This is a genomic window from Qaidamihabitans albus, from assembly GCF_016464705.1.
GTDB classification, from domain to species: domain Bacteria; phylum Actinomycetota; class Actinomycetes; order Mycobacteriales; family Pseudonocardiaceae; genus Qaidamihabitans; species Qaidamihabitans albus.
In genome coordinates this window covers 204,620-217,495 of sequence record NZ_JAEHOB010000005.1, presented here as the reverse complement: position 1 = coordinate 217,495, position 12,876 = coordinate 204,620, and the positions used below count along the sequence as shown (strand labels likewise).

The following is a 12,876-nucleotide window of genomic DNA, read 5'->3' as shown; positions in this document are numbered from 1 at the left end:
GCGCCTCCCTTTACCGGCCCCGTGGGCACATGTACATTCCAGCCAGAACTTACATTCCGTTCGTCATGTTTTCTAGCCGGGGCAGAGCAGGGAGGGCGCAGACGTGCCGCTGAACATCAGGAGGAGCTCCTGGATGACCCAGGAGCTGGACGACTTCCGGGACCTCGCGAGGAACTTCTGCCAGAAGGAGCTGGCGCCCAACCAGGAGCGGTGGATCGAGGCCAAGCAGGTCGACCGCGGACTGTGGACGAAGGCCGGCGAGGTGGGCCTGCTCGCCCTGTCCATCCCCGAGGAGTACGGCGGTGGCGGCGGCAGCTTCGCGCACGAGGCCGTGCTTTACGAGGAGCAGGCGCGCTCCGGTGACGGGGCGTGGGGCGTCTCCGTGCACAACGGCATCGTGGCGCACTACCTGGCGGCCTATGCCTCGGAGGAGAAGAAGAAGGAGTGGCTGCCGAAGTTCGCCAGCGGCTCCTATGTCGGCGCGGTCGCGATGACCGAGCCCGGCACCGGCTCCGACCTGCAGGGCATCAAGACCCGTGCGGTGCGCGACGGGGACTCCTACGTCATCAACGGCGCCAAGACGTTCATCACCAACGGCGCCCACGCCGATCTCGTGGTCGTCGCCTGCAAGACCGACCCGGACGCGGGTGCGCAGGGCGTCTCGCTCATCGCCGTGGAGACCTCCGCACCCGGTTTCCGCCGTGGCCGGGTGCTCGACAAGGTGGGGCTCAAGGGTCAGGACACGGCCGAGCTGTTCTTCGACGATGTCCGCGTGCCGGCGGAGAACCTGCTCGGCGAGCAGGAGGGCCAGGGCTTCATCCAGCTGATGCAGCAGCTCCCGCAGGAGCGGCTGATCATCGCGGTGACGGCGGTGGCGGGCATGGAGGCCGCCATCGACCAGACCATCGCCTACACCAAGGAGCGGACGGCGTTCGGCCGGCCGGTGTTCGGCTTCCAGAACACGAAGTTCACCCTCGCCGAGGCCGCCACCGAGGCGGCCGTCGCCCGCGCATTCCTCGACCAGTGCATCGAGCGGCACCTGCTCGGCGAGCTCGACGTGCAGGGCGCGGCGATGGCGAAGCTGTGGACCACCGAGCGGGTGAACAAGGTGATCGACGACTGCGTGCAGCTCTTCGGTGGCTACGGATACATGATGGAGTACCCGATCGCCAGGGCCTGGGCCGATATGCGCATCTCCCGCATCTTCGGCGGCACCAGTGAGATCATGAAGGAAATCATCTCCCGGACGCTGTGAAGTCCGGCCGGCGGGTCTCGAGGAAGGGGACGCACCGATGAAGGCTGGTCCGCTGAGCGGGCTCAAGGTCATCGAGCTGGCCGGGCTCGCACCCGCGCCGTTCGCCTGCACCATCCTGGCCGACCTCGGCGCGGACGTGATCAGGGTCGATCGCGCCACGCCGGGCGAGGACGTGCTCGGCTTTCCGTACGACCCGCTGATGCGCGGGCGGCGCACGATCGGGGTGAACACCAAGTCCCCCGACGGGGTCGAGCTGGTGCTCCGGCTGGCGGAGAAGGCGGATGCCCTCGTCGAGGGCTTCCGCCCGGGGGTCGCGGAGCGCATGGGGCTCGGGCCGGAGCAGGTGCGGGAGCGCAACCCGCGCCTGGTCTACGGGCGGATCACCGGCTGGGGCCAGGACGGCCCCCTGGCGCCACAGGCGGGACACGACATCAACTACATCGGACTCGCCGGCGCGCTGGAGCCGGTCGGCCGGGCCGGCGAGCGCCCGGTTCCCGCGCTGAACCTCATCGGCGACTTCGGCGGTGGCGGGCTGTTCCTGGCGATGGGCGTGCTCGCGGCACTGTACGAGCGCACCTCGTCGGGCCAGGGTCAGGTGGTGGACGCGTCGATGGTCGACGGGGCGGCGCTGCTGACCACCCACCTGCACGGCCTCAAGGCCGCCGGGGTGTGGGGCGGTGAGCGCGGCGAGAACATGCTCGACGGCGGCGCACCCTTCTACGACACCTACGAGACCGCGGACGGCAAGTACGTGGCCGTCGGCGCCATCGAGATGCGGTTCTGGGCGTCGCTCGTGCAGGTGCTGGGACTGGACGCCGCGGAGCTGCCGGTGCACCTCGACAAGAGCGAGTGGCCCCGCTTGCGCCAGATCCTCGCCGAGGCCATCGGCAAGCACACCCGGGACGAGCTTGTCGCGCGCGCGGAGGGCACCGACGCCTGCCTGACGCCGGTGCTCTCGCCGTGGGAGGCCCCGGAGCATCCGCACAACGCGGCGCGGGGCACCTTCGTCGACGTCGACGGTGTGGTGCAGCCCGCACCGGGACCGAAGTTCGATCGGACGCCGCCGGGGCCGCCCGAGCCCCCGCACGACAAGGGCGCCGACACCGGGGAGGTCCTCGCGGAGCTCGGCCTCGACGGGAGCGAGATCGAGCGGCTGCGCGCCGCGGGCGCCGTCAACTGAGGCGCGGGCGGGCGTGTCTGCCCCTCCATGCGCGGCTCGTCTCCTAGACTCGGGCACGGATTCGCTCAATACAAGGAGTTACGAAAGACACCCATCCGCGTGATTACCCATCGGAAGGCCATGCCGTTGGGGCATCATGGCGGTGTCGGCTGGGAGACGAGCGCGGTGCCGTGACCTCGATGGTGCCGCCGGCAAGGAATCGGATGGTGTTATGTCGCCGGGAATCAAGAAGATCCTCATCTTCGGCGTCGTGGCGTTCGTCCTGTTCTTCTTGATCAGCCGGCCAACGGAGTCCGCCGAGGCCGTGCAGACGGCTCTGGGCTGGCTACGGGACGGGGCAGAGGCCATCGTGACCTTCGTGCAGAGCTTGTTCTCCTGATCCCACAGCGTCCGCGCCGGCACCGCGAAGCGGTGTCGGCGGCTTTGCTGCCCGCTCGCCCTGTGGTTACTCCACGTCACTTTTCCAGAATGTGGTGCCGATTACTCGACCATCCGAGTGGATTGCGGGGATTAAGGCGCTGGTCGCCGAATTCTTCGCTCGGAAGGTCTGGCGGACGGCTGGCCCCCTCTCCTACGGTGCTCACATTGCGTGATCGACCGGTTCCCCGAGGTCCTGCGGGTTCCCCGGTGCTCACGCTCATATCTCGAACAACGTTGCTCGACCAGTCCTGACACACCAGTGCGTTGCAAGAGGAGGCAGGGATGACGGGAGATCCCGGAGTTGACGCGTTGATCCAGCAGTGGGCGGCCGAGCGTGAGCAGAACGCCGAGGACCGGGAGGTCGATCGCATCGCCTCGGCGTGGCTCGCGGAGTCCCCACAGAGCGCTCCGGGCATCCCAGGGCAGCGCAGGCGCGCGGGCGCCGGAAGCTGGGCGCAGGTGGACGCCGCCGATCCCGGCTACCTGGCGGCGATGCGGGAACGCCTGCCCGACGCGCCGGACGAACTGCTGTCGGCCGCGGCGGGCTGGTGGCAGATGATCGGCGACGTGGGCGAGGCCGAACGCTGGTGGGACGCCGGTATCAGCCCGCTCGACCAGCGCGCGCTGGACTACCGGGCCGCCGGTCTCGCGCCGGAGGACCTCTCCAGGCGGCTGGGCCCGCTGACGGTTCTGGAACACCTGCGCCGGGGCAGCGCACCGGCCTGGTGCGTGGCGCGGCTGTCCCGCCAGCGCCGCGACGCGGCCAGCTGAGCCGGCGGCCGAATGGCTGAACGAGCGGGCGTAACGCTAACCTGCGCCCGTTCGTTGTCCAGCCAGCAGGCCGGGAAGGCACGGCGGGTCCGCCGCCGGTCCGGCGGGTACGCAGTGGGAAGGCTCGATTCGTGCAAGGCGCTGACGCCGGGTCCACCGAGTTCGACAAAGGCGACAATGGCGACAGCGGCGCCGGGAACACCGAACACGTCGACGCTGCCCAACCCGGTTCAGGGCGGCCGCGGGCGGGCCTTGCGGTGCTCGGCAGGCTGGCCATCGTCGTTGTCGTCCTCGGCTCGGCCGCCGGTGGTGTCTGGCTCGTCGCACGCGCGGCCACGCCGGACGCGGGCCCGACGACCACCGACATCCCGGCCCTCCAGGTGGAGGCGGCCGATGTCGAGCCCGGTTCGACCGCTCCGGTGAGCAACACGATCGCGGGCGCGCGGGGCGCGGGCGGCGAACCGCCTCCCGCGCGGTCCGAGCGGAGCGGTCCGCAGTCGCTCGGCGACTGGGCGGATCGCGCGGAGGGCGCCGTCGGCGTGCCCGCCAGGGCACTCGTCGCGTACGGCAACGCGGAACTGGCGATGCGGGCCGAGCAACCCGGCTGCCGGCTGTCCTGGGCGACGCTCGCCGGTATCGGCCGGATCGAGTCCGATCACGGGCGCTACGGCGGCGCGACCCTCGGCGCGGACGGCAGGCCGTCCAAGCCGGTGGTCGGGGTGCCGCTGGACGGCTCGCCGGGCGTGAAGGCGATCTCCGACACCGACGGCGGCCGGTTCGACGGCGACCCGGTCCACGACCGTGCGGTCGGCCCCATGCAGTTCATCCCCAGCACGTGGGCGCGGTACGGCTCCGACGGTGACGGTGACGGCGTGGCCGATCCGCAGCAGATCGACGACGCGGCGCTCGCCGCAGCCCGCTACCTGTGCGTCAACGGCCGGGACATGGCGGCGGCGCAGGGCTGGTGGTCGGGGATCATGTCGTACAACAACTCGGTCGAGTACGCACAGAAGGTGTTCGGCCTTGCCGACGACTACGCCAAGCAGGCGCGTGCGGTGCGCGCCTCGGGCTGAGCCCGTGCCGAGGTGACGTTCGCCGTGCTGGGCGCTACCGATGTGGCGTTGGGGAGCAGGCCGCGCGCGAGTGCTAGCGTCGATGTGTGTCCATGAGCTCCACGACCACGCGGCGACTCGCCATCGTCGGTGTCTCCGTGCTGAGCCTGGCGATCTGCTGCGGCCTGGCATGGTGGCAGTGGGAGCGGTACTCGTCCGCGGGCGGCACCTTCCAGAACCTGGGATACGTGCTGCAGTGGCCCCTGTTCGGGCTGTTCCCCGCGTTCATGTTCTGGCGGATCCGCCAGTTGAAACGGCGGCAGCAGGAGGGCCGGGAGGCGCCCGAGCCTGCTGCTCCGCCCGCTCCACGCCCCGCCGCCCGGCCGGCGGCGCCGGCGGATGACGAGGACGAGCGCGACGAGGAACTGGCCGCCTACAACAGGTACCTGGCAGAGTTGAACGCCCGCGACCAAGAGGTGAACTGAGATGGTGACGACGGACCGTGACGATACGGCGGCGCCCGCCCCGGCGTCCTTGCGCGGCTCGCTGATGCGGTTCCGGGTGCTGGCCTACGCGACGGGTGTCGCGCTGCTGGGGCTGGCGCTCGCCTTCGTCCTCAAGTACGCGGCCGACTCACCGGGCATGATGAGCTGGATCGGCGTGACCCACGGCGTGCTCTACATGGTCTACCTCGTGGTGGCCGTCGACCTGGCCCTCAAGGCCCGCTGGTCGATCAAGGGCACCCTGCTGGTACTGGTGGCCGGCACCATCCCGTTCCTGTCGTTCGTGGCCGAGCGCAAGGTCACGCACCGGGTCGCTGCGGGTCGCCGGCTCTGACCCGGATCGAGTACGGGGGCACCGTGCTCGCCCGCAGTGTCTCGGCGTCGATCGAGGCCGGCCGGTAGGCCGCCCTGGACAGTTCGGCGACCATGCCGTCGACCGGATTCTCGACCGAGTCCAGGCGGCCGCTGAGGAACGCCCACTCGTGCTCGTCGGAGCCGAAGTAGACGACCGTGCCGAAGATCTCGCCGAAGCGGTCCCAGGCCGCCCGCAACGTGTCGTTGCGCCACAGGGTGGGGCAACCCGCCTGACAGACCACCACGCCGCCGGGCGCGAGCACGTCGCCGCAGCGGCGCAGGAACTCCTCGCCGTACAGGCGGTTGTGCTGAGCGTCCGGATCGAAGTTCTCGTCCGGCAGGTCGATCACGACCACGTCGTAGTCCGCCTCCGCCGATGCGAGGAACTCCCAGCCGTCGCGGTAGTGCACCCGGACGGGACCGCTGCCCCGCTCGGCCTTCGCCAGCTCCTCGGCGGAGTAGCCGTACGGCAGGTGCTCGGCACACGCGCGCACGGTGACGTGGTCGATGTCGACGTGATCGACCACGTCCGCGCCGCCGGCGATCGCGAGCTGGCTCACCACACCCTCGCTGGAACCGATGACGAGGACGCGGCGCATCCGGCCGGCGAGCAGCATCGCCGGCACGAACAGCGCTTCGTGGTACACGAGCTGGCTGGCCTCGGTGCTCTGTCGTTCGTCGTCACAGAACAGTGAGATGCCTTGCGTGGTACGGCCGACGACCACGTGCTGGAAGTCTGTGTGCGTGTCGAGGACGATGTCGGAGACGTCCCACACCCTGGAGAGACCGGGGCCGAGCGGTTCGACGATCTGCGTGGACATTCACTCCCCTGCGTTCACGGTCTGGCGGCCACGTTGGACGGTCGACATCGTCATCGAGTCAGTGCCGAGAGCGTTGGCGAGCAGACGCACCGCATACTGCGGATCCGCGCGTTCGCCGCAGGTGAACACGTCGACGAAGACCGCGCCGATCTCGGGATAGGTGTGCACCGAGGCGTGCGACTCGGCCAGCATCGCGAGAACCGTGACCCCCTGCGGTTCGAAGCGGTGGGCGATGACTTCGCACACCGTCGCACCAGCCGTGGTCAGCGTGTCCGCCAGTGTGTGGCGGAGAAAGTCGGTGTCGTCGAGCAGGTTCGGTTCGATACCGTCGAACTCTGCGAGCACATGCTTGCCGGAAAACACGCCGACCGGCGAAAACTCACTCGGCACTGATCAGCCTCCCTCCAGAAACACAGTACGTACGTAATGGTTCGATCCCGTTGAACGCTACCGAGGAATAGCTCGCGGTGTACGCGCCCGTTGCGAGAATGTCGAGTCGCTCACCCGCCCGCAACGACAGCGGGAGGCGATACGGAGTCTGCTGGTAGAGCACGTCATCACCATCGCACGTCGGTCCGGCGATGATCACAGGACCGTCCTCTGCTGTGTGCTCGCCGACAGGTTCGAACCGGTAGGCGATGGCCTCGTTCTCCGTCTCCGCCAGCCCGTTGTACCGGCCGATGTCGAGAAACACCCAGCGATGCGGATCCGCGGCCGACTTGCGGGAGACGAGGACGACCTCGGTGCGGATGAGCCCGGCCTCGGCGACGATCGCCCTGCCGGGTTCGAGGACGAGCTCGGGAGGCGCGCCGGGGAAGTGCCTGCGCAGCGCCCCGCGGAGCGCATCGGCGTAGCCGGCGGGCGATGGCGCCTGCCTGGTGTAGCTCACGCCGAAGCCCCCGCCCACGTTGAGCGTGCGCAACGGCACACCACGCTCCGCGGCCGCGCGGAACACGGTCGCGGCCGCACCGGTCGCGACGTCCCAGGCGCGGGTGTCCAGTTGCTGTGAACCGACGTGGAAGCTGACACCGGCCGGGTCGAGGCCGAGTTCGGCGGCCCGCACCACGAGGGCGATGGCCTCGTCGGCGGCACAACCGAACTTGCGGCCGAACGGCGTCACCGACGCAGGGGCATCCACCAGCAACCGTACCGACACCCGCGCTCCCGGTGCGTGCCGCGCCAGGTTCTCCAGGTCGCCCTCGGCCTCGAAGGCGTACTCCCGGACACCCGCCGCGTGTGCCATCGCGATGGCCGCGGGCTTCTTGATCGTGTTGCCGTACGACAGCGACTCCGGCCGGGCACCCGCCGCGAGGCAGGCATCGATCTCCGCGGGACTGGCTACGTCGAAGCCCGCGCCCGCCGCGGTGAGCGCCCGCAGGACCGCGGGCTCGGGATTGGCCTTGACGGCGTACTGCACCCGGGCGTCGCCGAACGCCGTGGCGAGCGACCGATAGCGCTCCAGCACCGTGTCGACGTCCACGACGAGGCACGGCGTGGGTGGGTCGTGCTCGTCCAGGAAACGGCGGATCCGGTCGAACCGGTCGAACGTGGTATCCGATCTTTGCAGTTCTCAGCTCCCGGTTCCGGTCGGAGGTGCGCGGGCCGACGAGGGGCACATCGTAGCGACGCCGGGGAGACGCCCGGGAAAGAGGACGGCCGGAGGCCCGGGACGGCCCACCCGCGCAATTCCACGCCGTTCAGCGGAATTCCGTGTGGCGCACTGTCATATCGGCCCGATATGGGGCGGCGAATGGGTGAGCGGCGACCGGGGTGCCGCTCGACGCGATTTACCCTGAGTATATGCATTACCCCTGGTGGCAGCCCACTGCGGAGGGTCACTCGACAGGGGAGTGAGTCACCCCCTGTTCGTGAAGGTTCGCTGGCCAGGGTAGAAATCCGGTGGGGAAGTACCAGCGTGCCGGCCGGCGGCACCGGTGGCCGAACCCACGGCGATGCCACAAGATCGTGCACTCTTTGGTGCGTACGTTCCACCCTGAGACCTCATGCGATAGGCTGTTCAGGTGACAGCCACGCCCGGCGCTGGGCTATGTGGGTGATACTTGACGGTCCGCCGCTGATGAATGCTGTAGCCGCATTCCGGCCGACGTCCCGCCCGCCGTGGAATACGCCGACCGCTGAGCTGTGGAAATCGACGTTTTTGCTGGTCACGCCCCGTTCCTTGAGAACATTTGGTGACTACCCGATTGGTGTACGCTTTCCTCGCCACCCCGACCGACAGATCAATTGGGCGCCGACTCGCCCGGACGTTGTGCAGTCCGCAGGATGCGACGTGCGGTGCCCTCCGGGGGTTGACGAACGGTCGGTTGCCGGTAGACGAGACGACGGCGAGGCGCGGCACGCGCCCAGCGGCGAGGACGGACTTACATGCGGTACAGAGCTGGTCACGAGGCAGAGCCGGGCGCGACGACACACCGGACCTGGTAGCGGCGACGCCGTGCGCCGTCGCCAGGTACCGAACACGCCGGAGGAGGAGTCACCTTCGTGACCGTTGCAGGAGAAGGCCAAGTGCCTGTCGGGAAGCTCCTCGGCCAGCAGCCCCCGCGGCCGCCGAAGTGGCGCGCGGTCGTGCGGTGGCGCGACTGGAGCCTGCCGGTCAAGCTGGGCGCCGTAACCCTCGTCCCGATCGTGATCGCACTCGTGCTCGGCGCCATCACGATGTCCAATCAGGTCAACCGTGCCGACCGCTACGAGCGGATCGACCGGCTCGTCGCGCTCGACACGTCCGTCCGGACGCTGGTCGACGGCCTGCAGCGGGAGCGTACGCAGACCGCCGAGCTGCTCACCGAGGGGCTCGGCGCGGGCAACCCGGAACTGGACGCCGTTCGCGGTGAGGTCGACCGCGCCGTCGAGCCGGTGACCGCCGCCGCCGCCCGCGCCGCGGAGCTCCAGGGCGGCATCGACGGGCCTCGCACGCAGGTGACCGAGCAGCTCGGCCGGCTGGCGGACCTCCGCGAGCGGGTCGGCAGCGGCCAGGTCGACCCGGTGGAGGCCATCACCGAGTACAGCGCGGTCACCTCCGCGCTGCTCGATCTGGACACCGCACTCGTGGCCGGGATCAGCGACGAGGAGATCGGCGGCTCCGCGGCCGCCCTGCACGACCTCCTCGTCGCCAAGGAGGCGGTCACCGTCCAGCAGGCGCTGGTCGGCTACGGGATCGCCCGCGGCGGCCTGGCGCCGAGCGAGCTCAACGAGCTGCGCACGTACGACGTCCGGCTCACCGACCGGATCGAGGAGTTCCGCACCGCGGCCACACCCGGGCAGCGGCAGGACTTCGAGTCCACAGTGCTCGGTGACGCCTTCGACAACCGGGACCGCATCGTCAAGGCGGCGCTCGCGGAACAGGGCACCGGCGGTGATGACGCGCTCGGCTCGGTCTCGGCACAGCAGTGGACGGACGCGTCCTCGGCGGTGTTCTCCGGGCTGGGCGAGGTGGGCTCACGCCTGGGCGAGCAGCTCACCGCGCAGTCCGGTGAGCTGGCCGACGGCGCCGGCACGGGTGCGGGCGTGCTGGCCGTGCTGCTCTTCGTCGCGCTGCTGCTCGCCGCCGCGGTCGTCTTCCTGATCACCCGGCAGCTGCTGCGGTCACTGAAGCTCCTGCGCACGAGCGCGCTCGAGGTCGCGCAGACGGAACTGCCCACCGCGGTGCGCAACATCCAGGAAGGCCGCTCGCAGAGCACCGAGATCCGGCCGGTGCCGGTGGAGACCGGTGAGGAGATCGGCGAGGTCGCGAGGGCCTTCGACGCGGTGCACAGCGAGGCGCTGCGGCTGGCCGTGGAGCAGGCCGCGATGCGCACCGGCTACGCGAGTGTGTTCGTCAACCTCTCCAGGCGCAGCCAGAGCCTGGTGCAGCGGCAGCTGCAGCTCATCGAACGGCTTGAGCGCGACGAGGAGGATGCCGACCAGCTGGCGACGCTGTTCCAGCTGGACCACCTCGCCACCAGGATGCGGCGCAACAACGAGAACCTGATGGTGCTCTCCGGTGCCGAGCCGGGCCGCCGGTCCGGGCAGCCGGTGACCGCGACCGACGTGCTGCGCGCGGCGGTCTCGGAGATCGAGCAGTACCAGCGGGTGGTGGTGCGCACGCCGCCTCCCGTCCGGGTGGTCGGCTACGCCGCCAGCGACCTGATGCGGCTGATCGCCGAGCTGCTTGACAACGCCACCGCGTTCTCCGCCCCGGAGACGCAGGTGACCGTGGTGACCCGCCTCGCCGACGACCGGTCGCTGTCGATCGACATCCTCGACAAGGGCATCGGCATGAACGAGTCCGAGGTGACCGAGGCCAACGCCCGGCTCGCCGAGGCGGCGTCGGTCGACCTGGCGACGTCGCGCCGGATGGGCCTTTTCGTGGTCGGCAGGCTCGCGAGCAGGCACGGTTTCGGCGTGTCGCTGCACGGCGGCAAGGACATCGTCGGCGTCCGGGCGACCGTGACCGTTCGCGCCGAGCTGGTGATGGACCAGGCGCAACCGCAGGGCCAGCCGGGTCAGCCGAGTGGGCTCGGCCAGCCGCCGCAGGCCCAGGCGCTCCCGCCGGGCATGGCCGAACGGCAGCAGCCGGTGCCGTCGCAGGGCGGCGGGCCCCTTCCGCGCAGGCAGCGGCCGCCGAACGGCGTGAGCAGGCCGGGCGCGCTGGCCGACCTCGCCGGGCAGAGCTCGCCGCCCAGCCAGGGCAGTGAGGTGGAGCGCCGCCTCGCGGGGGGATCGCCGCAGGAGCCACCGCTCACCGACAACGAGATCACCGGCACAGCGCTGTTCAGCCCGATCGGACGCGAGGACACGGGACAGCAGGCACCCCCGAAGTCGCCGGAGTCACCGAAGTCGTCCCAGCCGCCGGAACTCCCGAAACGCCAGGGATCGCCGCTGCCGCCGCAGCGGCAGACCGGGCAGCGGCCGGAACCCGGCGCCGCCGACGAGGGTCCGCGCTGGCCGAGCGGGGAAGACGTGGCCGCTCCCGCGCCCCGGCAGGGTGAGCGGACGGAGCAGCCGGAGCCGCAGGGCGCGGACGGCGGTGCGCCGTCCGAAGCAGGTCAGGCGGCACCGGACGAGGAGGTGCTGCCCAGCGGCAAGCAGCTCTTCGAGGCCACCGGTACGGCGGTGAGCGACTGGTGGAGCGCCGCGACCACGGCGAGCGACGCCGAGCGGCGGGCCCGCAAGGCGGCCGTGGACAACGCGGAGACGACACCGATCTTCGACGAGATGCTCTCGGTGTGGTTCCGCAGCAACACGCCTCCGCCGCCGGACCAGGCCAGGCCGGAGGCGGCGGGCGCGAAGAAGGCGAAGGACGCGAACAACGCCGGGGACGCCGGGGACGCCGGGGACGCCGGGGAGGCCGGGGACGCCGGGGACACAGCCGCGAACAGTCCGTGGGACTTCGCGGTCGACGAGAGCTGGCGCACGGTGCAGGCGGTCTCGCAGGCGGCGCCTTCGGACTACACGCCCGCGGGCCTGCCGAGGCGCCGTCGCGGCGAGAAGCTGCTTCCCGGCAGTGCGGTTCCGCAGGGCGGCGGTGCGGCGACGGGCGAGAAGCCGGCCGCCGCGGAGCCGAACCGCGACCCGGCCGATGTCCGTGGCCGGCTCAGCAGTTTCCAGCAGGGGGTGAGCCGCGGGCGCCGGGACAGTGGCGGCGAGTCCGCCACCGCGCCGGCGTCCGGATCGGGGCTGCCGCAGCGGCAGCCGAGGAAGCCACAGCAACGACCGGAGCAGCAACGACCGGAGAGGAGTGCTGACGACGCCGGGGAAGGCGCCACAGCCGGCTCGGACTGGACCTTCGCCACCGATGACCGGTGGCGCACGGTGCAGTCGGTGTCCGGGGCGGCGCCGTCGGACTACACCTCGGCCGGCCTGCCGAGGCGCCGCCGTGGCGAGAAGCTGCTGCCGGGCAGCGCGGCGACACCGTCGAGTACGGCGGAGGACCGTCGCCCCCGCACCGAGCGGGATCCCGCCGATGTGCGGGGCCGGCTGAACAGTTTCCAGCAGGGCATTCGCCGCGGCCGGCATCGGACCGGGCAGGCGACCGAAGGCAACGAAGAGAAAGTGGAGGGTGAATGACCGCGCCGGATCGGGCTCAGCCCCAGCAGAACCAGTTCGGATGGCTGGTGAACGACTTCGCCGAGCGGGTGCCGGGTGTCGCGCACGCGGTGGTCGTGTCGGCGGACGGCCTCCTGCTCACCTCGTCGAACCGCCTGCCGCTCGACCGGGCCGACCAGCTGGCCGCCGTGGCGTCCGGCCTGGTCAGTCTCACCCAGGGCGCGGCGCGCTGCTTCGAGGCGGGCGCGGTCAACGAGACGGTCGTCGAGATGGAGCTCGGCATCATGGTGCTGATGTCGATCAGCGACGGTTCGTGCCTGGCCGTGCTCGCCGCGCCGAACTGCGACATCGGTCAGGTGGCCTATGAGATGACCTTGCTCGTCGACCGGGTCGGCCAGATCCTCACCCCCGAACTGCGGGCGCAGCTGCAGGGAGCGGGCGGCTCGCTGATCGGCGAACCGGTGGGATGATGCTC

The 12,876-nt window shown here is 70.6% G+C and carries 12 protein-coding genes; 9 read left to right on the top strand and 3 right to left on the bottom strand.

Translation table 11 applies throughout. The features are described from left to right. Positions 1–133: 133 nt before the first annotated feature. From JAP66_RS12465 to JAP66_RS12435, 7 genes are all read left to right on the top strand, one after another. Positions 134–1,255 carry an acyl-CoA dehydrogenase family protein gene (locus tag JAP66_RS12465; protein WP_210770038.1) on the top strand — a complete coding sequence of 374 codons (1,122 nt, stop codon included), beginning with the start codon at positions 134–136 and terminating at the stop codon, positions 1,253–1,255. A gap of 37 nt (positions 1,256–1,292) precedes the next feature. Beyond that, positions 1,293–2,435, top strand: a complete 1,143-nt coding sequence (locus JAP66_RS12460; protein WP_199431837.1) for a CaiB/BaiF CoA transferase family protein — start codon at positions 1,293–1,295, stop codon at positions 2,433–2,435. 211 nt (positions 2,436–2,646) lie between these two features. Then, positions 2,647–2,814 carry a hypothetical protein gene (locus tag JAP66_RS12455; RefSeq protein ID WP_199431836.1) on the top strand — a complete coding sequence of 56 codons (168 nt, stop codon included), beginning with the start codon at positions 2,647–2,649 and terminating at the stop codon, positions 2,812–2,814. A gap of 323 nt (positions 2,815–3,137) precedes the next feature. Continuing rightward, on the top strand, positions 3,138–3,626 hold the full coding sequence (locus JAP66_RS12450; RefSeq protein ID WP_199431835.1) for a helix-turn-helix transcriptional regulator: 489 nt from the start codon (positions 3,138–3,140) through the stop codon (positions 3,624–3,626). A gap of 257 nt (positions 3,627–3,883) precedes the next feature. Continuing rightward, positions 3,884–4,699 carry a lytic transglycosylase domain-containing protein gene (locus JAP66_RS12445; RefSeq protein WP_307849550.1) on the top strand — a complete coding sequence of 272 codons (816 nt, stop codon included), beginning with the start codon at positions 3,884–3,886 and terminating at the stop codon, positions 4,697–4,699. Positions 4,700–4,785: 86 nt separating this feature from the next. Further along, a complete protein-coding gene (locus JAP66_RS12440; protein ID WP_372448960.1) occupies positions 4,786–5,163 on the top strand; it encodes a hypothetical protein in 378 nt (125 codons plus the stop codon). Between the two features lies 1 nt (position 5,164). Then, positions 5,165–5,515, top strand: a complete 351-nt coding sequence (locus tag JAP66_RS12435) for a DUF3817 domain-containing protein (protein ID WP_199431832.1) — start codon at positions 5,165–5,167, stop codon at positions 5,513–5,515. Here JAP66_RS12435 and JAP66_RS12430 read toward each other — a convergent pair. Genes JAP66_RS12430 through JAP66_RS12420 form a run of 3 tightly spaced genes read right to left on the bottom strand, consistent with a single transcriptional unit; the run spans position 5,481 to position 7,923 of the window. Further along, positions 5,481–6,356 carry a spermidine synthase gene (locus JAP66_RS12430; protein WP_199431831.1) on the bottom strand — a complete coding sequence of 292 codons (876 nt, stop codon included), beginning with the start codon at positions 6,354–6,356 and terminating at the stop codon, positions 5,481–5,483. The genes JAP66_RS12435 and JAP66_RS12430 overlap by 35 nt on opposite strands. Continuing rightward, entirely contained in the window at positions 6,357–6,746 is a 390-nt protein-coding gene (speD, locus tag JAP66_RS12425) for an adenosylmethionine decarboxylase (protein ID WP_199431830.1), read from the bottom strand. Beyond that, entirely contained in the window at positions 6,736–7,923 is a 1,188-nt protein-coding gene (locus tag JAP66_RS12420) for a type III PLP-dependent enzyme (RefSeq protein WP_199432030.1), read from the bottom strand. Before JAP66_RS12420 ends, speD begins: the two co-directional genes overlap by 11 nt. A gap of 959 nt (positions 7,924–8,882) precedes the next feature. Between JAP66_RS12420 and JAP66_RS12415 the strand changes: the two genes are divergently transcribed. Next, a complete protein-coding gene (locus JAP66_RS12415) occupies positions 8,883–12,422 on the top strand; it encodes a sensor histidine kinase (RefSeq protein ID WP_199431829.1) in 3,540 nt (1,179 codons plus the stop codon). Beyond that, entirely contained in the window at positions 12,419–12,871 is a 453-nt protein-coding gene (locus JAP66_RS12410) for a roadblock/LC7 domain-containing protein (RefSeq protein ID WP_199431828.1), read from the top strand. The genes JAP66_RS12415 and JAP66_RS12410 overlap by 4 nt, the downstream gene beginning before the upstream one ends. The last annotated feature ends 5 nt before the right edge of the window (positions 12,872–12,876 follow it).